At 32.9% G+C, this 22,340-nt stretch carries 22 protein-coding genes and 1 tRNA gene; 11 read left to right on the top strand and 12 right to left on the bottom strand.

Features of this window, described 5'->3' with window-relative positions; all coding sequences use genetic code 11:
- The first annotated feature begins 8 nt into the window (after positions 1–8).
- Positions 9–716 (top strand): LytR/AlgR family response regulator transcription factor, encoded by a 708-nt coding sequence (locus ACFOWM_RS03215; RefSeq protein WP_379706983.1) that lies wholly within the window; start codon positions 9–11, stop codon positions 714–716.
- Positions 717–787: 71 nt separating this feature from the next.
- On the top strand, positions 788–2,800 hold the full coding sequence (locus ACFOWM_RS03210) for a tetratricopeptide repeat-containing sensor histidine kinase (RefSeq protein WP_379706981.1): 2,013 nt from the start codon (positions 788–790) through the stop codon (positions 2,798–2,800).
- Positions 2,801–2,838: 38 nt separating this feature from the next.
- Here the strand turns inward: ACFOWM_RS03210 and ACFOWM_RS03205 are convergent.
- Both ACFOWM_RS03205 and ACFOWM_RS03200 read right to left on the bottom strand, forming a co-directional pair.
- Positions 2,839–2,922: transfer RNA gene (locus ACFOWM_RS03205), tRNA-Leu, on the bottom strand.
- 30 nt (positions 2,923–2,952) lie between these two features.
- Positions 2,953–3,441 carry an iron-sulfur cluster co-chaperone HscB C-terminal domain-containing protein gene (locus ACFOWM_RS03200; RefSeq protein ID WP_379706979.1) on the bottom strand — a complete coding sequence of 163 codons (489 nt, stop codon included), beginning with the start codon at positions 3,439–3,441 and terminating at the stop codon, positions 2,953–2,955.
- A 60-nt stretch (positions 3,442–3,501) separates the two neighbouring features.
- Here ACFOWM_RS03200 and ACFOWM_RS03195 point away from each other — a divergent pair, with 60 nt between their 5' ends.
- Complete coding sequence (locus ACFOWM_RS03195; RefSeq protein WP_379706976.1) at positions 3,502–4,707, top strand: NAD(P)-dependent oxidoreductase; 1,206 nt, start codon at positions 3,502–3,504, stop codon at positions 4,705–4,707.
- Between the two features lie 3 nt (positions 4,708–4,710).
- Here ACFOWM_RS03195 and ACFOWM_RS03190 read toward each other — a convergent pair whose 3' ends face one another.
- Positions 4,711–7,092, bottom strand: coding sequence for a BamA/TamA family outer membrane protein (locus ACFOWM_RS03190; RefSeq protein ID WP_379706974.1), 2,382 nt, complete (start codon positions 7,090–7,092; stop codon positions 4,711–4,713).
- A gap of 36 nt (positions 7,093–7,128) precedes the next feature.
- On the opposite strand from ACFOWM_RS03190, the gene ACFOWM_RS03185 reads away from it, so the two are divergent.
- Complete coding sequence (locus tag ACFOWM_RS03185) at positions 7,129–7,875, top strand: RNA methyltransferase (RefSeq protein ID WP_379706972.1); 747 nt, start codon at positions 7,129–7,131, stop codon at positions 7,873–7,875.
- Here the strand turns inward: ACFOWM_RS03185 and ACFOWM_RS03180 are convergent.
- A complete protein-coding gene (locus tag ACFOWM_RS03180) occupies positions 7,872–9,104 on the bottom strand; it encodes an ABC transporter permease (protein ID WP_379706970.1) in 1,233 nt (410 codons plus the stop codon). The genes ACFOWM_RS03185 and ACFOWM_RS03180 overlap by 4 nt on opposite strands.
- Positions 9,105–9,153: 49 nt before the next feature.
- Between ACFOWM_RS03180 and ACFOWM_RS03175 the strand changes: the two genes are divergently transcribed.
- Entirely contained in the window at positions 9,154–10,449 is a 1,296-nt protein-coding gene (locus tag ACFOWM_RS03175) for a type IX secretion system plug protein (protein WP_379706968.1), read from the top strand.
- 10 nt (positions 10,450–10,459) lie between these two features.
- Positions 10,460–11,812 (top strand): tRNA lysidine(34) synthetase TilS, encoded by a 1,353-nt coding sequence (gene tilS, locus ACFOWM_RS03170; protein WP_379706965.1) that lies wholly within the window; start codon positions 10,460–10,462, stop codon positions 11,810–11,812.
- On the opposite strand, the gene ACFOWM_RS03165 is transcribed toward tilS, so the two are convergent.
- Complete coding sequence (locus ACFOWM_RS03165; protein WP_379706963.1) at positions 11,763–12,461, bottom strand: rhomboid family intramembrane serine protease; 699 nt, start codon at positions 12,459–12,461, stop codon at positions 11,763–11,765. The genes tilS and ACFOWM_RS03165 overlap by 50 nt on opposite strands.
- 127 nt (positions 12,462–12,588) lie before the next feature.
- Between ACFOWM_RS03165 and ACFOWM_RS03160 the strand changes: the two genes are divergently transcribed.
- Positions 12,589–13,023: a hypothetical protein gene (locus ACFOWM_RS03160; protein WP_379706961.1), complete on the top strand. Its 435-nt coding sequence runs from the start codon at positions 12,589–12,591 to the stop codon at positions 13,021–13,023.
- A 53-nt stretch (positions 13,024–13,076) separates the two neighbouring features.
- Here the strand turns inward: ACFOWM_RS03160 and ACFOWM_RS03155 are convergent, their stop codons facing one another.
- The 6 genes from ACFOWM_RS03155 to ACFOWM_RS03130 form a co-directional block, all read right to left on the bottom strand.
- Entirely contained in the window at positions 13,077–13,550 is a 474-nt protein-coding gene (locus tag ACFOWM_RS03155) for a 23S rRNA (pseudouridine(1915)-N(3))-methyltransferase RlmH (protein WP_379706959.1), read from the bottom strand.
- Positions 13,547–13,954 (bottom strand): hypothetical protein, encoded by a 408-nt coding sequence (locus ACFOWM_RS03150; RefSeq protein WP_379706957.1) that lies wholly within the window; start codon positions 13,952–13,954, stop codon positions 13,547–13,549. The genes ACFOWM_RS03155 and ACFOWM_RS03150 overlap by 4 nt, the downstream gene beginning before the upstream one ends.
- Positions 13,955–14,065: 111 nt before the next feature.
- Positions 14,066–14,467: a GlcG/HbpS family heme-binding protein gene (locus ACFOWM_RS03145; protein ID WP_379706955.1), complete on the bottom strand. Its 402-nt coding sequence runs from the start codon at positions 14,465–14,467 to the stop codon at positions 14,066–14,068.
- A 23-nt stretch (positions 14,468–14,490) separates the two neighbouring features.
- On the bottom strand, positions 14,491–14,784 hold the full coding sequence (locus ACFOWM_RS03140) for a putative quinol monooxygenase (protein WP_379706952.1): 294 nt from the start codon (positions 14,782–14,784) through the stop codon (positions 14,491–14,493).
- A gap of 22 nt (positions 14,785–14,806) precedes the next feature.
- Positions 14,807–15,853, bottom strand: a complete 1,047-nt coding sequence (locus ACFOWM_RS03135) for an NAD(P)-dependent alcohol dehydrogenase (RefSeq protein ID WP_379706950.1) — start codon at positions 15,851–15,853, stop codon at positions 14,807–14,809.
- Positions 15,854–16,001: 148 nt separating this feature from the next.
- Positions 16,002–16,724, bottom strand: a complete 723-nt coding sequence (locus tag ACFOWM_RS03130; RefSeq protein WP_379706947.1) for a DUF547 domain-containing protein — start codon at positions 16,722–16,724, stop codon at positions 16,002–16,004.
- Positions 16,725–16,863: 139 nt separating this feature from the next.
- Between ACFOWM_RS03130 and ACFOWM_RS03125 the strand changes: the two genes are divergently transcribed.
- Both ACFOWM_RS03125 and ACFOWM_RS03120 read left to right on the top strand, forming a co-directional pair.
- On the top strand, positions 16,864–17,559 hold the full coding sequence (locus ACFOWM_RS03125) for a glycosyltransferase family 2 protein (RefSeq protein WP_379706944.1): 696 nt from the start codon (positions 16,864–16,866) through the stop codon (positions 17,557–17,559).
- The gene (locus ACFOWM_RS03120) at positions 17,552–18,880 is read left to right on the top strand and encodes a hypothetical protein (RefSeq protein ID WP_379706941.1); all 1,329 of its coding nucleotides are present in this window, start codon (positions 17,552–17,554) and stop codon (positions 18,878–18,880) included. Before ACFOWM_RS03125 ends, ACFOWM_RS03120 begins: the two co-directional genes overlap by 8 nt.
- On the opposite strand, the gene ACFOWM_RS03115 is transcribed toward ACFOWM_RS03120, so the two are convergent.
- Positions 18,881–19,936, bottom strand: coding sequence for a glycoside hydrolase family 113 (locus tag ACFOWM_RS03115; protein WP_379706938.1), 1,056 nt, complete (start codon positions 19,934–19,936; stop codon positions 18,881–18,883).
- A gap of 136 nt (positions 19,937–20,072) precedes the next feature.
- Between ACFOWM_RS03115 and ACFOWM_RS03110 the strand changes: the two genes are divergently transcribed.
- On the top strand, positions 20,073–20,834 hold the full coding sequence (locus tag ACFOWM_RS03110; protein ID WP_379706936.1) for a DUF547 domain-containing protein: 762 nt from the start codon (positions 20,073–20,075) through the stop codon (positions 20,832–20,834).
- A 183-nt stretch (positions 20,835–21,017) separates the two neighbouring features.
- Complete coding sequence (locus ACFOWM_RS03105; RefSeq protein WP_379706933.1) at positions 21,018–22,313, top strand: NAD(P)/FAD-dependent oxidoreductase; 1,296 nt, start codon at positions 21,018–21,020, stop codon at positions 22,311–22,313.
- Positions 22,314–22,340 lie beyond the last annotated feature (27 nt).

Here is a 22,340-nt window from a genome sequence, read left to right as displayed (position 1 = left end):
ATTGTACAATGAACAAAAAGTATCGCTGTATTGTGGTTGATGATGATGATATTGACAGACTTACTACACAATCGTTTTTAAAAGATTACCCAGCGATTGAAGTTGTGGCAACGTTTGATGATCCACTAAAAGCACTTGCTTTTGCGCAACATGAACCACTCGATATATTATTTTTAGATATAGATATGCCACAAATGAGTGGGTTAGATGTTAGGAAGCAATTGATGAATATTCCTGCTTGTGTTTTTATAACATCTTTTCCTGATTATGCGGTAGAAAGTTTTGAAATGGCTGCTATTGATTTTATAGTAAAGCCACACCAACGTGAACGTTTTGCAACAACAATGAATAGGGTATTGGCTTATGTTGAATTGCAAACAAAAGCTAATTTATTGAGCCATCAATTAGGGGGCGATACTATTTTTATTAAAGATGGCCACCATCAGGTAAAAATTAATTTACATGATGTACTGTATATTGAAGCATTAAAAGATTACAGCAGTATCGTTACAACCAATAGAAAATATTGTGTTTTGCAAGCCCTTGGTAATTTGCTAAAAGAACCTAATTTTTCAAAGTTTATGCGCATACACAGAAGCTATGCAGTGCAAAAAGGATATATAAAAAAAATTACCGCTAAGGAGTTGGTGCTATTGAACGATGTTGTGTTACCAATTGGTAGGGTTTTTAAAGATGCAGTAGATCAATTATTATAAACTATTTCAATCTTATAAATTTATATTTAATACAAGTTATTAAACTTTATAAAGCCTAATTTTTCAATAGTATGAAATTAATACTGAGTATTTTATTGGTAATTAATATGCAACTATTATTTGCACAAACGAATGATGTGACTGTTTTAAATAATTTGTTACATAATATTGATATTGCAAAAAATGATACACTAAAAGCACGTGCATACTTAGCTGTAATAAAGTTTTTTAAAGAACGAAATACTGATCAAGCTATATATTATTGCCAAAAAGGTATGGCACATGTTACACAAATGAAATGGCAAAAGGGTATTGCCGTATTTAATTTAAATTTTGGAAATATTTATAGTGATATTGGCCAGTTTAAACAAGCGTTGCAATATCAAAAATCAGCATTGCAAATTTTGCAACAATTAAAAGATACTTTCAATATACATGCTGCTTTAAATGATATTGGTGTGGTTTACCAACATCAAACAATACTTGATACAGCGCTACAATATTTTTTAAAATCGTTAGATGTGGCAAAAGCCATGAATAATGATGATAAAATTGCGTTGGCTTACAATAACATTGGCTTGGTGTATTCTGATCAGTTGAACCATAATTTGGCCTTACAAAATCATTTTGCAGCATTAAAAATTCGCCAACAACAAAATGATCCTGATTTATTAGCTGCATGTTATGCAACAATTGGTGGTGAGTATGTTACTATGAATGATACTACTAATGGACTATTTTATTTAAAGAAAGCCATTGTGTTGTTTGATTCAACTGCTAATGAAAGGGGCTTGGCTAGTGCTTATACCAACTATTCTATTTTATTAAAAGATTATAGGCTGAACCTCAATTACAAATTAAAAGCACAAGCTATTTGGGATAAAATTAATCCTGAAAATCCAATATCTATTTCAAATATTGGTAACATCGGTTTATTATATTTAGATGTAGCTCGGTATGATACTTTGCAAAAAGTAAAGAGAGATGCTATATTGCCATCTTCAAAAAATGAGCTGCTACAAAAAGCACAAATGTATTTAGAGCGTTGTGTTAACTTAAGTAAGCAAACCAATAATATATCTAACCTTTCTGTTTTTTTAGGCAATTTATCTGAATTACAAGAAGCAAAAGGTGATTATAAAAGTGCTTTAGAAAATTTTAGGTTATTCTATCATCTTAATGATTCGTTGTACTCACAAGATGCAAAAAATAAATTGGCTCAAATAACTGTTCAAAAAGATATTGATTTACGTAATAAAGAAATTGCACTCAATAAATTAACCATTGCCAATCAACAAAAAATTAGGTGGACATTGGTTGGCGGTTTATTGTTATTAGCAATTATTGTTGCTTTATTAGTTTACCAAACAAATAATAGGAAAAAGCATAATCAAAAATTATTACAACTCAATACAGAACTGGCAGAAGCTAATAAATTAAAAGCTAAGTTTTTCGCAATTATTAGTCACGATTTACGAAGCCCTATCGCCAATTTGATGAACTTTTTAGCCTTACAAAAAAGAGAACCAGGTCTATTAAGTCAACAACAAATTGAACAACGTGAACAAAAAATTACGCAAGCAGCTCAAAGCTTGCTAGATAATATGGAAGCACTGTTATTATGGAGTAAGGGGCAAATGGAACAATTTAAGCCTAATAAAAAAGCAATGACTGTTGCGCCTATATTTCAATATATTGCTAGTAGTTTTGATACGGTAACAACTGTAAATTTTCAATTTACAGGCAATGATTCTCTGCCCATTTTTTCAGATGAAAATTATTTGAAAACCATTATGTACAACTTAACTTCAAATGCAGTGAAAGCATTGGTGCAAATACCAAATGCACAAATTGTTTGGCATGTATTTAAGCAAAATAATAAAACAGTACTTTCTATTACTGATAATGGAAAAGGCTTACAACATGAATGGGTAGAAGCCATGCGTAATGAAGCAACAATGGTTAATAGCAAAACGGGCTTTGGGTTTCATTTAATAAAAGACTTAGCCAAAGCCATAGATTGTACCATAACGGTAACGAGTGCAATAAATAAAGGAACTACTTTTACGTTATCATTATCGTAAAAAAAAATCTCAACAAATTATGTTGAGATTTTTTTGAGTGCCCACGAAAGGAATCGAACCTTCACGCCCTTGCGAACGGCAGATTTTGAGTCTGCTGCGTCTACCAATTCCGCCACATGGGCATTCACTTGAGATTGGAGTGCAATATTACGTTATTCATCTAATCTCTCCAAAATCCTTTTTAAATATTTTTTCTTGTAGTAATACAGTTTCAAATCATTTAAAACCGATGTATCTGTAGGTTGTTGTTGGTAGCGGTTTAAAATGCTCGTTAATTCATTGGCCATTTCTTGTTCAAATGATGCTATTTGTTTGTTGTATGTATCATTTTGTTCATCAATAGCTTCATTCAATTCCATCATTTCCATCAAAAAATGCGGTGGTAGTGGATACTTTTCATCAGCCTCAATTATTTGTTGTAATTGTAAAAAATACTCAATGGTTTTATCAGTTTGCTGAAAAATTTGATAGCCTTTGTTAATGGCTGCTGATGTAGCTAATGCTGTTTCTTTATCAGTATCACTTTCATTTGTAAAAAAATCAGGATGATGTGCTTTTTGTAAAGCAATATATTGTTGCGCTACTAGTTTTTTATCAACTACAGGGCTTACAGGTATTTGAAACAATTCATAATAATTCATATCACAAATGTACGTAGTATATAAAAGAAGGCTGTAAATTGCCGCACACAAAAAATTGGTATGATAACTATTGGTTTAATACGAGAAGGTAAAATACCTGCAGATGCAAGGGTAGCATTAACGCCTGCACAATGTAAATGGATACGAACCCATCACCCACATATAACTGTAAAAGTGCAACAAAGTGCTACAAGGTGTTTTAAAGATGCTGAATATGTTGCCGCTGGTGTTACTGTTACAGAAGATATGCATGATTGTGATATTTTATTAGGCATCAAAGAAGTACCTATTGATTTGTTAATACCTAATAAAACATACCTATTTTTTTCACATACTAAAAAGTTGCAACCATACAATCAAAAATTGTTACAAGCAATCATCGAAAAAAATATTACGCTTATTGATTACGAATGTTTAGAACATGAAGATGGGGCTCGAATCATTGGCTTTGGTTTTTTTGCTGGTATCGTGGGAGCCCATAATGGGATGATGGCTTATGGTAACAGAACTGGTGCTTTTAAACTAGTAAGGGTAAATTCTAATAACAGTTTTCAGCATTTAATGCATACTTATTTCGGACTTAAAATTCCGCCTATAAAAATTGCTGTTACGGGTAGCGGTAGGGTAGCACATGGTGTGTTAGAAATTATGAACTTGTTGGGCATACATGAAGTGGAACCCGAAGATTATCTTGCAAAAAAATATGTTTATCCAGTGTATGTGCATTTAAAAGGCAGTGATTTGTATGAACACAAAGTTACTGGAAAGTACAGCCGTAGCGACTTTCATGATCATCCTGAACAATATAATTGTACGTTTAAGCAATATACTGCCGTTACAGATATTTTAATGAATGGTATTTATTGGGAACAAAAAATTGATCGCCTTTTTGATTTAGAAGCAATACAATCGCCTCAATTTAATATTCAAACCATTGCTGATATAACCGATGATATGGGAGGTTCTGTACCATGCAATTTGGGCGACTCTACCATTGCGGAACCTGTGTATGGAGTTGATAAAAATACGTTTGAAAAAACGCTTCCGTATTTACCCACTTCAGTTGATGTAATGGCCGTAGGTAATTTGCCAAATGAATTACCAAAAGATGCTAGTAGGTATTTTGGAGAGCAATTAATAAAACATGTATTTACTGATTTGTTTAGTGACAAACCATCACGATTAATTCACCATGCTACTATTGTAAAAGCTGGAAAATTAAATGATGGGTATGCGTATATGCAAGCCTATGCTGAAGGTAAATAATATTTAAAACGGATAGTTTATACCAATGGTAAAGTTAAAATTTTCGTAACGCCATTGCCTAAACTGTTTAGAAAATATTTTTTTGAAAGCATCGTTAAAGCCAATTGGTGGTGCTTTCCAGCCATTATTGATGTCGCTACTTTCAGGGCGTTTAAACCTAAAACTAAAATCGGTTCGTAAAATCAAATACGAAAAATCAAAACGTAAACCATATCCTGCTGAAAGTCCTAATTCTTTATAAAAGTTCTTAAACTTGAATTGAGCAGGGTCAAAACTTCCATCCGCCCTTGAGTTTTTTATATTCCAAATGTTGCCAATATCAACAAAAACAGCACCTTTTAAAGTGATTAAATCAGGTACAATTCGAGCAATTTCATGCCTAAATTCGGCATTGGTTTCAAACTGCATATCACCTGTTCTGTCGTTAAATGTAATTTGGTTGGGAATATTTGGAATTAATTTTTGTGAACCCAAGCCAATACCTCTCACCGGCCAACCCCTCATACTATTACTTCCGCCGCCAAAGTATTGTTTAAAAAACGGTAGGGTAGTGTCTTGCGAACCTATTGGTACACCTACGCCTACAAAAGCCCTATAAACAAAGGCAGTTTTCTTTTTGTTAACGTTGTATTTATATTCAACATCAACCTTGGCATATTTTCGTTTAAATTTTTCAGCAAATGGTATAGCGCCTAAAGTGAGCCCACTTTCTTCAAAATTAATTTTAAATGAACGCTCTTTTGATTCGCTGAGTGGGTGATAGGTATTTCTAAAAATACTAGTGTAACTACTTGCAATACCAATTGTAAACGAAGTGTTATATGAATATCTTAAAAATGGGTTGTTATTGATGATGGTTTTAAAACTGTCTGATTGGTTGTATAAATAACTAAACTGTGTGTTGATGGGGCTAAATGTAAACCTTGCTCCATTTCTTAAATTGGTAGCATAACCAGCATTTAAATTAACTGATTGTAAACTAAATAAATTTAAGCGGTTGTTATAGCCAACATTACTGTTTATGAAGGTTTCACCATTGTTTAATTTTAGTTTACGTATCAAGTTTCTTGATAATAATAACCTCGGTATTAAAATATTGTTTGAGTAACTTAATTCGTTTGAGTTGATGGGGTTATTGGTGTTTTTATTGTTACGATTGTTTAACTCAATACCTGCACGTAGCGCATGTGTCATGCTAATGGCTTCTTTACCAATATTCTTATTTTTTAATGAAAAGTTGGTTGAAATACCAAATAAATTGGCACCTAAGGTTGAGCTGGTATTACTTGTGGCATAACTAGCTTCAAGCGAATTTACATAGCTGAATTTTTTAGCCACTAACAATTCAATCACCAAATCAATTTTATTGGGCTCATCAAAATTTTCTACAATTCTAATATTTACACTTTGCCATACCCCCAACTTTGAAAGGTTATTTATGGTACTCACATAAGCATCTTGCCTAAAAACTTCTCCACTTCTTAATGTTATATTTCTTGCGAACAAACTGTTTTTAAACAACCGTTCGTGGTAGCGAACAATAAAATTTCTTGTTTTTGTTTGGGTGATGTTGATGGTATCATACAATTCATCTTTTGGGCGATAATCCGATAAAATGTAAATTTTGTTGATATAATATTTGTTGAGTTTGGTAGTGTCTTCTGGCGTAATTAAAACCATTTGTAGTTTAATGGTGGGTGAATCTCGTTGTTGTTGTGCTTCATTCAATAATCGTAATTGTTCAAAAGGGTCATCACTAATGGTGGTTAAAGCTGCAATGCTGGTATCGCCTCTCATACGCAATTCAGCAGCGGTAAATTTATAGTAACCATTATTTCTAAATGTATCAACCAACCTATTAATTTCAGCTAATACAGCCGTTTTGGTGATGGGGTTGTTTTTGATGATGATGGCTTCATCTTTATTTTTTTGTACAATATTTTGTAAATCGGGTTTACGAAGTTTGTACGAAAAAGTATCAATTAAGGTAGGATTACCAGCAATTACGGTATATTTTACTTTCACTTTTTTACCTGAGGTATCTTGTGTAAAACTAGCCGTTGCATTGTAGTAACCTAAATGATACATTGATGCTTGCATGTTCATGGCCGAAATTCTTGAAAAAGCGGTATCGTAAGCAGTGGGCCTTTTAATGGTATGAATTACAAAAAAAGCATCTTTTACTTTTACCCTCGAACTATCATCTAATGAGTTGTTTAAACGTTGCAATACAGCTTGGCGTTCTAATTTATTAAATTTACCGCCTACTAATGTTATACTATTGCTGTATAAAAATGGTTTATTTGCAGGCGCTTTTCTAATAATTGTACATGAGGTTAACAATACTACTAGAAAAACAATATTTTTAAGGCGAAAAAAGTTCATGATATATTAAAGCAGTTTACCTGCAACAATTTCAAAATGATTAATAAATCTACCATCAAATATATTCAAAGTTTACAGCACAAAAAACATAGAGATGAACATCATCAGTTTATAGCTGAGGGTCCAAAGGTTGTAAAGGAGCTATTGCTTTCAAATAATTTTGAGTGTGATGGCATTTATTGTACCCAAAAAGGTGCCAGTTTTTTGAATGATTTGCCTAAAAGTACAGCGTTACCTACTATTTATGAAATAGCTGATTTTGAGTTCCATAAATTATCTGCCCTTAGTACACCTAACCATATTTTGGCGGTATTTAAAAAGAAAACCTTAGCCACAACAACCCAATTACAACAAAAATTAACGTTGTTGTTAGATGATATACAAGACCCCGGTAACTTAGGTACTATTATTCGCATTGCAGATTGGTATAATATTGAACATGTTTTTTGTACGCCTGCAACGGCCGATTGTTACAGTCCGAAAGTAGTACAAAGCACCATGGCAAGTTTAGGAAGGGTGCATCTTTTTTATACAGACTTACAATCAATTTTGCAACAACATACCAATATTAAAAAGTATGCTGCTGTGTTAGGTGGTAAAGATGTACGCCAATATGGAAAATTACAAGAGGGCTTTTTAATAATAGGCAACGAATCAAAAGGTATTAGTGATGCTATTTTGCAACAGGTTGACGAAAAAATTACCATACCAAAATTTGGTGCTGCAGAATCGTTAAATGCTGCGGTAGCAACAGGTATTATACTCTTTTCTGTTACAGGCTAATTAAAACGGATGGCCTTAACAGCTTGTACTTTTTTAACCAATAAAGTAGGAATTATTAACGTTGCAAAGCAAATTAATAAAGTACCAACATCTACCAATACAACCTGCACCCAATCAACATCAGCTTGGGCAACAGACATATAATATGACTCTTCATTAAGGGTGATAAAGCCTGTTTTTTGTTGTATATAGCACACTGCTAAACCAACTATGGTACCTGCTACAATGCCTATAAGTGCAATGCTTGCTGTGTTGTATAAAAATATTTTTTGAATGGTCCAATCATTGGCGCCAATTGCTTTTAAAATACCCGTCATAGTGGTACGTTCCAAGGCTAAAATAATTAAGCAGGTAATTAAATTTACAACAGCTACAATTACCATCATAGCTAGTAAAATATTTTTTAATTGTCCTTGTAAATGCAACCAATCAAATATTTGTGGTTGTATATCCCTAATACTTTTGCTATACCAATTATCGGGTAACTCCTTATAAATTTGTTTAGTGAGGCTATCGGTTTGCTGATAATCTTTTAACAACACTTCGTAGCCAGCAATATCATTGGGTTGCCAATTATTTAATTTACGAATGAGGTTAATGTCGCAAAGGGCAAAGTTTTTATCAAATTCTTCAATGCCTATTTTATAAATGCCAGCAATATGTAATTTTCGTGCCCTGCGGCTTCCATCGTTTTGGTTAAAAAAGTACACTACTAAACTATCGCCTACTTTAAGTTGAAGCTGTGTTGCAGTGTAATTGCTGATGTTAATTTGATTGCTATAACCGCTATCAGTAAATTGTAGCCATTTACCCTTTAACAAAAAAGGTTGTAATCGGTTAAAATTATAAGCACTATCAATGCCTTTTAAAAATACACTTTCAATACTTGTTTCATATTTTAAAATGGCTGATTTGGTTGCGTATTTTTCAACTGCTATTACGCCAGGTAAGCTTTTTAAATAGTTGGCTACACTATCATCGGCAGTAATTGGGTAATCTTCTGTACTGCCTATTCTATCATCTATATTTTGTTGCACCCTAATATGTCCCCAAAAGTTAAAAACTTTGGTACTAATTACATGTTGAAAACCATTTACAAAACTTAAAGCTACAATCATAACGGCCACACTTAAAGTAGTGGCACCTATGGCCAAGCCAATTATAAATCGACTAAAATTTTTTTGTTTAACAGATGCTAATCTTTTTGCTATGAAGAACGAAACGTTCAAATCGGCTTAATTTTGTTGTACCTTCAAAATTAAATAATTAATACCGCAAATGCGTTTGAATAAATTATATGTTTTACTAAGTTGCTCCATTTTTATTATTGGTTTACAAAAGAGTAAGGCACAATTGCCTGATAAAGTATACAAGCCTTACATTGCAACGGCACAGTTATTTCAGTATGGTAACCAATCGCAACTGCCTGTGTATACCCTTAACAGTGGCGATAAAATACAGCTCGAGTTTGATGATTTAGAAGCAAATTTTAAAAGTTATTATTATACCTATCAGTTATGCGATTATAACTGGCAGCCTGTTAATTTATCGCCTTTCGATTATATGAAAGGGTTTACACAAAACCGTATTACTACTTATCGATACTCAGGTATTGCGTTAACAAGGTACACTCACTACCAAGCTATTTTACCGGAGCAAAATATGTTGCCCAACAAATCAGGCAACTATTTATTGAAAGTTTTTTTAGATGGTGATACCAGCAAATTGGTGTTCACCAAAAGGTTGTTAGTAGTGGAGAACAAGGCAACCGTTGGTGCTGCCGTTGTACAATTATTGGGTAGCCAAAATTTTACAAGTTACCAAAAAGTGCGTTTTACAGTAAGTTTAAGTAACATTAATGCATTTAGTGCAGCACAACAAGTAAAAGTAGTGATACTGCAAAACAACCGTTGGGATAATGCACAAAAAGATATTGCACCAACTTTTGTAAGAGGGAGTGTGTTAGATTATACTAATGAAAATATTGCCCAATTCCCCGGTGGTAAAGAGTTTCGCTGGTTAGATTTACGCAGCTTTCGCCTACAAAGTGATCGTATTGACCATGCAGACTATGGTAAAACATTTACCAATATGTATGTTGTAAAAGATGTTGATAGAAGTAACCAACGCTATGTTTACTATCCTGATTATAATGGTACCTACAATATCATCACATACGAAAGTATTAATCCGTTTTGGCAAGGCGATTATGCTACGGTAAAATTTTCACTAGTACCGCCAGAAGGTAAACCTTATGAAAATAAAAATGTATACGTTGCAGGACAGTTTACCAACTACGAATTAAGGGAACCCTACAAAATGCGCTTTAATGAAACTACTGGCTTATACGAAGCATCTGTTTACATGAAGCAAGGTTATTATTCTTATACATATACTTTAACTGATGATAATAATAAACCTGATTTTACCAATCCGTTAGAAGGTAATTATTGGGAAACCGAAAATAATTACACCATTTTAGTATACTATAAAGGCTTCACTGATAGAACGGATCAACTAATTGGCGTAGGACAAATAAATTCTCGTAACGATCGACCAGGGTTGAGGTTTTAAATTTTTTTGAATGGAACTGATCGCATCTTTTCAACAATACATTGAACAACATCAGCTGTTTAAAAAACAAGATAGATTATTGTTGGCTGTAAGTGGTGGGCTCGACTCTGCTGTGCTTTGTTATTTGTGCCATACTTTACAATATGATATAACCATAGCCCATTGTAATTTTAATTTAAGAGGTGCTGAAAGCGATGCTGATGAAGCGTTTGTAATGAAATTGGCACAACAACTTCATGTTCCAATTTTTGTAAAACATTTTAATACTTTGGCCATTGCTGCACAACAAAAAAAATCAATTGAAACCACTGCAAGAGAGCTGCGTTACCAATGGTTTACTGAGTTGTTGCAACAAAGTAAACTGAATGATGTAACCCCTTTAAAATATATATTAACGGCACACCATGCTAACGACAATGTTGAAACGGTAGTAATGCAATTTTTTAGGGGAACCGGTATTGATGGTTTAACAGGTATTGCTCAAAAACAGCCTCAGTTAATACGCCCTTTGTTATTTGCCACCAGAAAGGAGTTGACTCAATTTGCTCAAGATAATAATATTGCATTTGTAACAGATAGTAGTAACGCTAGCAACGATTATACTCGAAATTATTTTAGAAACGATATTATTCCTTCAATTGAAAAAGTATATGCTGCAGCAACTAATAATGTGTTACATAATATTGAACGAATGCAAGATGTTGCTTTCATTTACCATCAATTTATACAAAATGTTTTAAACAAAATTTGTCAACCTAATGGTGATGCTGTACACATTGCAGTTAATCAATTAAAAGCCATGAAACCTCTGGCTAGTATTGTGTATGAAATGTGTAAGCCTTATAACTTCACCGCTGCTCAAACAATTGAGGTTATTAAGTTGTTAGAAAGTGATACAGGTAAATACGTCTTATCATCTACCCATAGAATTTTAAAGAACAGAAATTGGTTGATCATTGCACCACTTCAACCAGCTACTATGGCGCATCATGTAATTGAAGAGGCTGATAAAACAGTAGTATTTAGCAACAAAAAATTATTATTACAACATATTGAACCAACAAATTTTGAAATAAGCAACGATAAAAACATTGCTTGTGTTGATGCTAAAAATATTGTATACCCTTTGTTATTACGTAAGTGGAAACAAGGCGATTATTTTTACCCATTGGGGTTGCCGAAACAAAAAAAAATAAGTCGGTTTTTAATTGATCAAAAAGTATCAATGATTGATAAAGAAAATGTATTGGTGATTGAATCAAATAAAAAAATTATTTGGGTAGTGGGTCACCGTATTGATGATCGATTTAAAGTTACCGGGTCGACAAAATATATTCTAAAGTTGCACTTAGTTGATTGCTAGGTATACCGAAAATACTGAGCTTTTTTAAATCTTCTAGAATGTAAGGGAATATATCATTACGAATAACAGCTATTAATACCATAGTAAATACCAAGCCAAATATGGAGCCCCACAAATGGGCATCGTGGTTTACATTATCCATATTACGTTTGCCCATATAAATGCAATACACCACATACAAAACTGCGTAAACTAAAGCGGAAATGCCGAAGGCGCCGTAGAGTTTAATTTCATCCCAAGGACTAAATACAATACTTGCAAAAACAACTGCCGATACTGCACCTGATGCACCGAGTGAACGATAGTATTCATCATTTTGGTGTTTAAAATAACTTGGTAAATCTGATATAATTAAACCGATAAAGTATAAACTTAGGTATGCAACACTTCCACCTAAATGTGCTGTATTAAAAATGAATTCAATATTGCGACCAAAAAAATAAAATGTAAACATGTTGAAAATAAGGTGTACCCAATCAGCATGTAAAAAGCCCGATGTGATGATGCGGTAATACTCTTTGTTACGCTTTTCATAATAAGGCCAACCAATTGTTTTTTCTACAAGATTTCCATTTGAGAAACCAATAAATGAAATAATTACATTCAATGCAATTAATATAATTGTGATAGGCGATGCAGAAAAATTCATGCTAATTTTTATTTCAAAGCTACATGAAATAATTATGCAAAATTTTGTTAACAATAATAAGCAGCATCTTATTTACAATGTTGGTATGCTTTTTGGCTTTTGCTCATTACATTAAAAATTACACATTATGAAATCAATTAAACTTTTATCAATTGTTGCAATATTAATTGCTTTAGTTAGTTGCGATGCTGTAAGGCAAGTTACCAATACCACAGGCGGTGCAGTATTTTCATTAAATGGCAAATGGCAATTAACTACCAATACACCTGAAAATACTTTAGTAGGAAGTATTGTAACAGTAACCCCTTTTTTATCAGAAGGCAAATTGGTTACACTATTGAACAATACACAATGTTATAGGGTAAATGATGTTAAATGGAAAAATATTAAGTCTGATAAGGCTGGTGGTTATACCATTGAAAATTTATTAAGCAATTGTAGTACGAGTACGTTAAACTACCAAGCAGCAACCATTACGGTTGTTACAAATGATGAAATTAGGGTAGTAGGTAACAATGTTGATGGTGTAGGAAATACGCAAACTTGGGTAAGGGTTAAATAAATAACACAAACACAAATACAAACTGATAGGCACATTTTATGTGCCTATTTTTTTTATGCATGATGGTATTTTTCGTTTCTGATAATACTACAAGCCCTGTATAGTTGTTCTGCTAAAATAAGGCGTACCAATTGGTGTGGAAAAACCAAGGTTGATAAACTCCATTTTTGTTGGGCTCTTTTACTTACGCTATCACTTACACCATAAGCACCACCAATTAAAAAGATGATGTTTTTGATACTTTCATTGCTTCTATTTACAATGAACTGTGCCAATGCTTCACTCGTAAACATCTTACCACGTTCATCTAACAACACCAAATAATCATCTTTTTGAATGGTTGATAAAATGCTTTCACCTTCCTTATCTTTTAAAGCCTGAGGTGCTAAAACACCTGCATTTTTAGGCATTGGAATTATGTGCCACTCAACAGGATAATAATTTGCAATTCGTTTTGTAAACAGCTCAATACCTTCTTTTACAAAACTTTCATGAGGTTTACCTATGCTCCATAATTGAATTTTCATGCTTGTGGTTTATGGCCATCTAACTGTGATTTATACCTTAAAATGGTATTATTGGCTTCAATTAGTTTTAATTTTAATTCATGTATGGCAGGTTCGCCTTTTGCTAAAAGTGCTTCTGTTTCTTCATTACTTTTTTGTAATAAAATAATGTTGGTATCCAATTCCTTAATGAAAAGTTCGGCTTTTTTTAATTTTTCTTTGGTTACTAACAATGCAGCATCGGCACTTTGCAGTAAAAAATTATTTTCTTTCTGCATAGTTTCTTTTATTAGTCTTTCACTTTCTAATAAACCTTGCACACTTTTGTATTCTTTTTTCAATTTGGTGAGTGTAACTAATTGTACTACCCATGCTATAATAAAACCTGCAATAAATGCAATGGTAATAAAAATATATGTTGACATGGCATAAAATTAAATCATTTTTTATAAAGCTTTACCTTTCAAATACATAATAAGTTTAAAATAAAAAAGCCACCTCATTTAAGGTGGCTTTTAATAAAAAAGAAAATGTATTTATTTTACAGCTGCAGCACCTGCTTCTGCAACAGTATGATCGTTTTCAACAGTACTACCAGAAACACCAATAGCACCAATTACTTCACCTGCTGCATTTTTAATTGCAACGCCACCAGGAAAAGTTATTAAACCTCCGTTTGAATGTTCAATATTGTACAATGGTTGGCCGGGTTGTACTAACGGTGATAATGCAGCAGTATCCATGGTAAACCATGCAGCCGTTTTAGCTTTTTTAAATGAAATATCAACGGATCCTATCCAAGCCCCATCCATACGTGCAAATGCTACTAAATTGCTTCCAGCATCTACCACACAAATATCCATTTTGGTATCAATCGCTGCTGCTTTTGTTTTTGCTGCTGCAATAGCTGCTTCCGCTTGTGCTAAAGTAATGTTCATACTATTATTTTTTTTGTTTAAAATTATTTAACGGCCAATAAATCTACAAACTCTATTACAGGGTCTTTTGCAAGTAACTCAGCTGCGTTTGCCATTAAGGCTGCGGCAATTTGTCCTTGTAAATGCGCTTTACGACCATCTTCAGTTTCAAACGTATCAAAAATACCAAAAGTATTTTCGTTAATTTGTAACCCATACCATCTTACCGTATCGGGTTCTGCTGCGGCTAGTGGTAAAGCACTTTTTAAAAAGGCTGCTACTTCAGCTTCTTTACCTGGTTTAGCCTCTACTCGAGCTAATAATGCAAATTTTTCCATGTTGAACTTTTTATGTTGTGAATTAAGATAATGTTGCCATGTCAATAACGAAACGGTATTTTACGTCGCCTTTCAACATACGCTTGTAACTATCTTCCACATTTTTTATGTCTATCAATTCAATATCAGACACTATATTATGTTCAGCACAGTAATCAAGCATTTCTTGTGTTTCAGGTAAACCGCCTACAAGTGAGCCAGCCAAACTTTTTCTACCGCCAATTAAATTGAATACATGAACGGCAGCAGGTGTTGGTGGTGCACCTACGCAAATTTGTACCCCATTGGTTTTTAAAAACGATAAATAAGTTACGTAATCATGCTCAGCAGAGATGGTATCAATAATAAAATCAAAATAATTGGTAACTGATTTTAATTGAGCTTCATCTTTAATTACAACAAACTTGTGTGCTCCTAATTTTAAAGCATCGGCTTCTTTATTGGCAGAGGTACTCAATACGGTTACTTCCGCACCAAACGATACAGCAAATTTTACTGCCATGTGCCCTAAACCACCTAAACCTGCTACAGCAACTTTATGGCCTTTACCAATTTTCCAGTGCTTTAAAGGAGAGTAAGTAGTTATACCTGCACATAATAAAGGTGCTACTGCATCTAAAGGCAATTTGTCTGATACATGTAAAACAAAATCTTGATTAACTACTATTGATTTTGAATAACCACCATAAGTAGGTGTTACTTTATCTTGTTCAAATGAATTGTAGGTTTGTGAGTGTCCGTTGCTACAATATTGCTCTTGCCCATCTTTACAGTTATCGCAAGTTCTGCATGAGTCAACAAAACAGCCAACACCAACAGTGTCGCCAGCTTTAAATTTTGTTACACCTGTTCCCACTCGGGTTACTTTGCCTACAATTTCGTGGCCTGGCACCATTGGGTAAATTGAGCCACCCCATTCATTGCGAACTTGGTGAATATCACTGTGGCAAACACCACAATATAAAATTTCAAATTCAACATCATTAACACCGGGTTCTCTTCTTTCAAAATTCCAAGGTTGTAGGGGATCTGTACTGTTATGTACTGCATATGCTTTTGTAGTTGCCATAATATTTTGGTTTTTAGATTGTAAATGTATGAATTAAATGTTCAAACATTGAAATTTTAAGTTGCTTTAACAAACAAAAAAATCTGCCATAGCAGATTTTTACTTTAACTGAAAACGATAATGATGTATTAGTAATAATTTAATAACGTTATTGCGTATTTAAAGCCCAATCATAGGTGTAGAATTCAACAGTAGTAGTTGCAGGTAAAGGTGTTTTTAAATAAGCATTTAAAAAATTTATTACAGATCCCTTTGCTTTAATAAAATCATCTTTATACCAATTAAACAACATCGATACAGCTGCTTTTGAAGCTTTATTATCAATTTTAATGAAGTTGCTATTTTGTATACTTTGTTTGGTTAACGCATCTAATTGAGTGTCGAGCTTTTCTGTTTTAAAAGCGTATGATGGTAACGGTGGGCAACTTTTTGCGCCACATACCAATGCAAAATGAATTCGAGCATCATTATACTTTTTTCTGATGATGTCATTTTCAATACCATTTAAAGTGATAGTTGCACCATTTACTGTAAATGTTTTTTTATCAAAAAAGCCAGCGATATCCATAGGGCTTTTTACAGGATATGCATTGGTAATACCTTTTATTACAGCGATATTGTAAGTATTTAAGTAAAAAGTTTTTTCTTCGTTTACTGAACCAAATTTTTGTTTTGTAGCAGCAAATGCTATCAATTCATCTAAATTAGTTTTGTTGCTTGCAATGCCTTTGTAATTAACTTTACCTGATTTTACATTGGTTGCTAAAAATTGATCAACCTTATTAAAGTAATCTTGTAAGTTTTTTATTTGTGCTTGCGTATGTAGCGCAATCAATAATAATGTTATGATAGCTAATGTAAATTTTTTCATGATAATGTTTTATAATGATTGTAATTACGCAAATAATGAACGTAATGGTTTTATATAATTGATGGTGTTAAAGATATTTAACTTATGCAAACTACTTGCCAAAGCATTTCGTAACTAAAGCGCCTCAAAAAAGTATTGAATGTATTTAAATAAAAACATAAAATTAGTAATACCTGCTTATAACGAAGCAGAAAGTATTGCATTGGTTATAAATGCTGTACCTAAAAATATTTGTACAGAAATTATTGTTACTGATAATAATAGTAAAGATGATACTGCAGCAATTGCCAATGCTTGCGGTGCTACCGTGTTGTTCGAAAAAAATGCTGGGTATGGTAATGCATGTTTAAAAGGGTTAGATTATATAAGGCAGCAAGGAGGTTGTGATGTGGTGGTTTTTTTAGATGCAGATTTTAGTGACTATCCTGATGAAATGCAAAAAATTATTACGCCTATCATTGAAGGTAAGGCTGATATGGTTATTGGTAGTAGAATCAAAAAATTACGTGAGCCTGGTAGTATGACACCGCAACAAGTTTTCGGCAATTGGTTGGCGGTAACTTTAATAAAAATTTTTTTCAAACATCAATTTACTGATTTAGGACCTTTTAGAGCCATTACTTGGGAGGCACTAGAAAAAATAAAAATGGTTGATAAAAATTATGGGTGGACGGTTGAAATGCAAGTTAAAGCTGTAAAACATCAACTGCGTTGTGTAAATGTTCCTGTAAAGTATCGCCATAGGGCCGGAGGTGTAAGTAAAGTAAGTGGCTCAATAAAAGGAAGTATTATGGCTGGTTATAAAATAATAAAAACTATTTTTAAGTATGCCTAAAATTGCCCTCAATAAAACAAGTTGGCTACTGCTCTCATTGTTGTACTTGGTTTTATTAGCTTTTGGACAAATTTTTTTGAAAAGAGAAGCATTCGTTGCTATACTTTTTTGGCAGGTATTGCTACACATTTTATTATTTATTTTTTACAAGTTTCGTTCACAAATAAGCATCCAACATATTGTAATTTTAGCCATTGTTGCAAGGGTAACAGCTGCCTTTTTATTGCCTACTTTAAGTGATGATGTGTATCGTTTTATTTGGGATGGCCAATTAATTGTTACAGGTAATAACCCTATGTTAACTACTCCGAATGATTATTTGGCTAGTCTATCAACTACAACTCCTCTTGTAGACTATTGGGTATTGCTGCATAGCAAAATAAATCATCCACAATTTTATACCTGTTACCCACCCCTCATGCAAGGTATATTTTGGATGGGTGCTTTTTTGGGTAGTAAATCAATCGTTGCAAGTATAATAATTATAAAGCTAATAATGGCCGCTGGCGATATGTTAGCCGTATATTTTTTATATAAGCTATTAGTGTATTTTAAATTAGATGAAAAGCTGTTAGTGCTATATGCTTTGCATCCATTGGTAATAATAGAAGGTGCCGGAAATGCTCACTTTGAAGTGGTACAGGTAGCTTTATTGTTAGGTAGTATTTTTTACTTGTTTCATAAAAAAATGTTGTGGGCTGCTTTATTTTGGGCATTTGCAATTATCACTAAGTTGGTTCCCCTCATGTTGTTGCCATTATGTGTAAGATACCTTGGCTTTAAAAAAAGTATACAGTTTATAACAATGGTATTGCTTATCGTAATAGTAACATTTTTACCTTTTGTAAGTGAAGCATCTATAAATGGGTTTAGTAAAAGTTTAAACTTATACTTCCAAAATTTTGAATTCAATGCATCTATTTACTATGTCGCAAGAGAAATAGGCTGGTGGTTTAAAGGGTACAATTATATTAGTTTTATTGGTCCTTTTTTAATGTTGCTTTTTTTGAGCATTTATGCTTTTATCTATTTTAAAAATAAACAGTTAACTGATGTTCATTTTTTAAAAATGATTATAGTCGTTTTTACACTGTACTATTTATTTGCCACAACTGTACATCCTTGGTATATAATTAATTTGTTTCCGTTAGCTATACTGGCCAATAAAAAGTATGTATGGGTGTGGGTTTCGGCTGCTTTTTTATCATACAACGCATATGGTAACACCCCATTTCATGAAAATGTTTGGCTCATCGTTTTAGAGTATGCTAGTGTGTTAGCAGCATATATTTACTTTGATAAATACAATGTAAAAGCATAATTATTTGTTGCTGTACCATTTTGAAATAGTGGCTTCAACAGGTTTGTTTTGAGGCGTATAATTATGGTTATTAGGGCCACCTGCCTTCGCATCATCTACTTGCCATTTCCATATAAAACCGCCTGCAAACCAAGCTTCATTCGCAAATTTTTGGTATAATGCTTCGTAAGCATTTTGTTGACCTATTAAATTAACTTCACTTTTGTTGTACGATTGCCAAGGTTCAAAAGCACATTGGTTCATGCTACGGTAACCATATTCAGTGAATAAAATAGGCCTTTTTTGTTGCGTTGTGTATTGTTTTATAGCATCAAAATGGGGTTGCCAACCTTGTAATAAATTTTCAACAGTGGGAGTTACTTCATTACTCAAAGGAAAGTATGCATCAATACCAATATAATCTAGTTTTTGCCAATTCGTAAAGTCTTTATAGCAGTTCCAATTAGCTGCATATGTTAGTTTGCCCTTATAAACTGTTTTAATACTATCAATTAAATTACTCCAAAACTGTGGCCGTTGCTTTACGGTTTCATCCATTTCGGTACCAATGCAAAGTAACTCAGTGTTTGTTTTTGCTGCAATCATCGCATTGTACATGATGTAATTTTTGTAGTTAGTTTCCCAAATTGCCCAACTACTATCGCCATCTAAAGTAAAATGACCAGTATATTCCCCACCACCAATCCACAGTTGAGGTTTAAGCATCACTTTCATTTTTTGTTGGTGGGCTAGTTCAATACTTTTTATAATACCATCTTCTCGTTCGCCCCACCATTGCCTAGGGCTATTGTACTGAATAGCAGGCTGCCCTTTTCTGCTAAATGCAAAAGGGATAATAGCGGCCCAATCTGCATTAATGCGTTGCATATTTTTAAAAACTATACTATCGATTGGGTTTGGCGGCGCTTCTAGCGTTATGCCTTTTATGGCAATGACTGGTTGCTTTGTATTTTGTTCAATTTTTTTATTTATATTAATATCATTACAACTATTGTTGCTCACCATACTAATTAGCGGCAAACAAAAAATAAAAAAAAGCGATGATTTAATTTTCATACTTTGGCATAATAATGTAAATAAATGTACAACAGTTCTATGAAACACTTCTTGAACTGTTAAAGTCAACATATTAATGTTGCAATAAAAATCTAACACAGTTGGTAAATCGTTAATACAACATAAATTATATAAAATGAAATTCTATTTAATATTAATAGTTAGTACGGTATTGTTTTCTTCATGTTTAACTGGTGTACCAAAAGGGAAAGGCAATGCCATTACACATGAACAATGGACTACATTACTTAAAAAACATGTAAATAACGCTGGTTTGGTTGATTATAAAGGTTTCATAAAAGATTCAGCAGCGTTGAATAAATATTTAGCCGTTTTAAGTAACAATGCTCCTGCGAACGATTGGAGTAAAGATGAAAAATTTGCTTATTGGATCAACGCTTACAATGCGTTTACTGTAAAATTAATTGTTGATAATTATCCTGTTAAAAGCATTAAAGATTTGGGTGCAGCAAACCCTATCATTTTTGTTAATACCGCATGGGATAAAAAGTTTTTCAGTATTGATGGTAAAAAAATGACGCTCAATACAATAGAACATAAAATTTTAAGAAAGAAATTCAAAGATCCTCGAATGCACTTTGCTATCAACTGTGCATCAATGAGTTGTCCTAAATTGTTGAATGAAGCATATGAAGCAGCAACACTCAATAAACAATTAGATCAACAAGCGAAAGATTTTTTAGCAGATAAAAGTAAAAATGAAGTAGCAGCTCAAAATCCTAAATTATCGTCTATTTTTAATTGGTTTAATGGTGATTTTAAGAAGACAGGAAAATCAAAAATTGCATTTATTAACCAATATACGAGTACTAAAATAAATGATAATGCATCCATTAGTTATTTAGATTACAATTGGTCGTTAAACGAACAAAAGTAAATTGGTATTATATTCAATAAACGTTGTAAAGTTTTATAAATAAAATTTTACAACGTTTTGTGTTTATAGTGTTACCTTAAGGTTAGTTTTAAATAAAAACTTTTACTTGTAAGTTTTCGTATGTCGTAACGTACTACATTAGCAAAATCGATTTTTTTATGTTTGATTTTTAAACTGCTTAATATGTCTTCAAAAGTTATAATTATTGGAAATGGTATTGCTGGTATTACTTGTGCAAGACATATTAGAAAGTACAGCGACTTTGATATTACAGTAATTTCATCTGAATCAAAATATTTTTATAGCAGAACGGCACTCATGTATATTTATATGGGGCACATGAAGCAAGAACATACTCAACCTTACGAACCCTATTTTTGGGAGAAAAATAGGATTCATTTAATACAAGCTCATGTTGCAAAAGTTTCACCAGAGCAAAATACTATTATACTTGAGGATGATACTTCACTTAATTATGATTTTTTAGTAATTGCAACTGGTAGCAAGAGTAACAAATTTGGTTGGCCCGGACAAGATTTAGCAGGTGTACAAGGTTTATACAATTTACAAGACCTTGAAAGTATGGAAAAATATACTAATGGTATTCAGCAAGCCGTAGTAGTAGGAGGTGGGTTAATTGGTATTGAAACTGTAGAGATGTTGTTGAGTAGAAATATTAAAGTATCATTTTTAATTAGAGAAAATAGTTTTTGGGATGCTGTGCTACCAGCAGATGAAAGTAATATCATCAATAATTTAATACAACATCACCATGTTGATTTGCAATTGGGTACCGAGTTAAAAGAAATTATAGGAAACAACGAAGGAAGGGTTAAGGCAATTGTAACAAGTAAAGGTGAAACTATACCTTGTGGTTTTGTTGCTTTAACAGTAGGTGTTAGCCCCAACATTGCTTTCTTAAAAGATAGTAAAATAGCAATTGATAAAGGCGTATTGGTAAACAATTATTTTCAAACAAATTTTGAAAACGTTTTTGCTATTGGTGATTGTGCTCAATTTCAAACCCCTATTGAAGGGCGTAGGCCATTAGAGCAAGTATGGTATACTGGTAAAATGCATGGTGAAACAGCTGCACAAAATATTGTAGGCAATCTTCAAAAATACCAACCGGGGCATTGGTTTAACAGCGCTAAATTTTTCGACCTCGAATATCAAACGTATGGTTTGGTGCCAGCACAACTAGCTGCTACTGACGATTGGTTTTGGTGGCAAGATGCAAAAGGTAATAGAGCTTTGCGTTTAATGTGGCATAAAGAAACCAAAGCATTTAAAGGCTTAAATACTTTCGGTATACGTATAAGGCACGAAGTGTGTAATGAGTGGCTTAACCAGCAAACACCCGTTGATGTTGTTGTACAACAACTCTCAAAAGCAAATTTTGATCCTGAGTTTTTTAAAAAATATGAACATCATTTTCAACAAGCATTTGTTCAAAGTAAAAAGTTACATGCGCTTTAAATATCAATTCTTTTACATTCAACTTTA

Source organism: Ferruginibacter yonginensis, assembly GCF_042651465.1.
In the GTDB taxonomy this organism is placed as follows: domain Bacteria; phylum Bacteroidota; class Bacteroidia; order Chitinophagales; family Chitinophagaceae; genus Ferruginibacter; species Ferruginibacter yonginensis.
Note: the sequence above shows the minus strand (reverse complement) of the source record. Positions and strands in the feature narration are given on the sequence as shown.

Excerpts from the sequence above, each read along its gene's own strand:
- ACFOWM_RS03110 (WP_379706936.1), top strand. The coding sequence starts at position 20,073 with ATGAAATTCTATTTAATATTAATAGTTAGTACGGTATTGTTTTCTTCA.
- ACFOWM_RS03160 (WP_379706961.1), top strand. The coding sequence starts at position 12,589 with ATGAAATCAATTAAACTTTTATCAATTGTTGCAATATTAATTGCTTTA.
- tilS (WP_379706965.1), top strand. The coding sequence starts at position 10,460 with ATGGAACTGATCGCATCTTTTCAACAATACATTGAACAACATCAGCTG.
- ACFOWM_RS03195 (WP_379706976.1), top strand. The coding sequence starts at position 3,502 with ATGATAACTATTGGTTTAATACGAGAAGGTAAAATACCTGCAGATGCA.
- ACFOWM_RS03130 (WP_379706947.1), bottom strand. The coding sequence starts at position 16,724 with ATGAAAAAATTTACATTAGCTATCATAACATTATTATTGATTGCGCTA.
- ACFOWM_RS03155 (WP_379706959.1), bottom strand. The coding sequence starts at position 13,550 with ATGAAAATTCAATTATGGAGCATAGGTAAACCTCATGAAAGTTTTGTA.
- ACFOWM_RS03145 (WP_379706955.1), bottom strand. The coding sequence starts at position 14,467 with ATGAACATTACTTTAGCACAAGCGGAAGCAGCTATTGCAGCAGCAAAA.
- ACFOWM_RS03135 (WP_379706950.1), bottom strand. The coding sequence starts at position 15,853 with ATGGCAACTACAAAAGCATATGCAGTACATAACAGTACAGATCCCCTA.
- ACFOWM_RS03105 (WP_379706933.1), top strand. The coding sequence starts at position 21,018 with ATGTCTTCAAAAGTTATAATTATTGGAAATGGTATTGCTGGTATTACT.
- ACFOWM_RS03175 (WP_379706968.1), top strand. The coding sequence starts at position 9,154 with ATGCGTTTGAATAAATTATATGTTTTACTAAGTTGCTCCATTTTTATT.
- ACFOWM_RS03165 (WP_379706963.1), bottom strand. The coding sequence starts at position 12,461 with ATGAATTTTTCTGCATCGCCTATCACAATTATATTAATTGCATTGAAT.
- ACFOWM_RS03140 (WP_379706952.1), bottom strand. The coding sequence starts at position 14,784 with ATGGAAAAATTTGCATTATTAGCTCGAGTAGAGGCTAAACCAGGTAAA.
- ACFOWM_RS03215 (WP_379706983.1), top strand. The coding sequence starts at position 9 with ATGAACAAAAAGTATCGCTGTATTGTGGTTGATGATGATGATATTGAC.
- ACFOWM_RS03190 (WP_379706974.1), bottom strand. The coding sequence starts at position 7,092 with ATGAACTTTTTTCGCCTTAAAAATATTGTTTTTCTAGTAGTATTGTTA.
- ACFOWM_RS03150 (WP_379706957.1), bottom strand. The coding sequence starts at position 13,954 with ATGTCAACATATATTTTTATTACCATTGCATTTATTGCAGGTTTTATT.
- ACFOWM_RS03185 (WP_379706972.1), top strand. The coding sequence starts at position 7,129 with ATGATTAATAAATCTACCATCAAATATATTCAAAGTTTACAGCACAAA.
- ACFOWM_RS03115 (WP_379706938.1), bottom strand. The coding sequence starts at position 19,936 with ATGAAAATTAAATCATCGCTTTTTTTTATTTTTTGTTTGCCGCTAATT.
- ACFOWM_RS03210 (WP_379706981.1), top strand. The coding sequence starts at position 788 with ATGAAATTAATACTGAGTATTTTATTGGTAATTAATATGCAACTATTA.
- ACFOWM_RS03120 (WP_379706941.1), top strand. The coding sequence starts at position 17,552 with ATGCCTAAAATTGCCCTCAATAAAACAAGTTGGCTACTGCTCTCATTG.
- ACFOWM_RS03200 (WP_379706979.1), bottom strand. The coding sequence starts at position 3,441 with ATGAATTATTATGAATTGTTTCAAATACCTGTAAGCCCTGTAGTTGAT.
- ACFOWM_RS03125 (WP_379706944.1), top strand. The coding sequence starts at position 16,864 with ATGTATTTAAATAAAAACATAAAATTAGTAATACCTGCTTATAACGAA.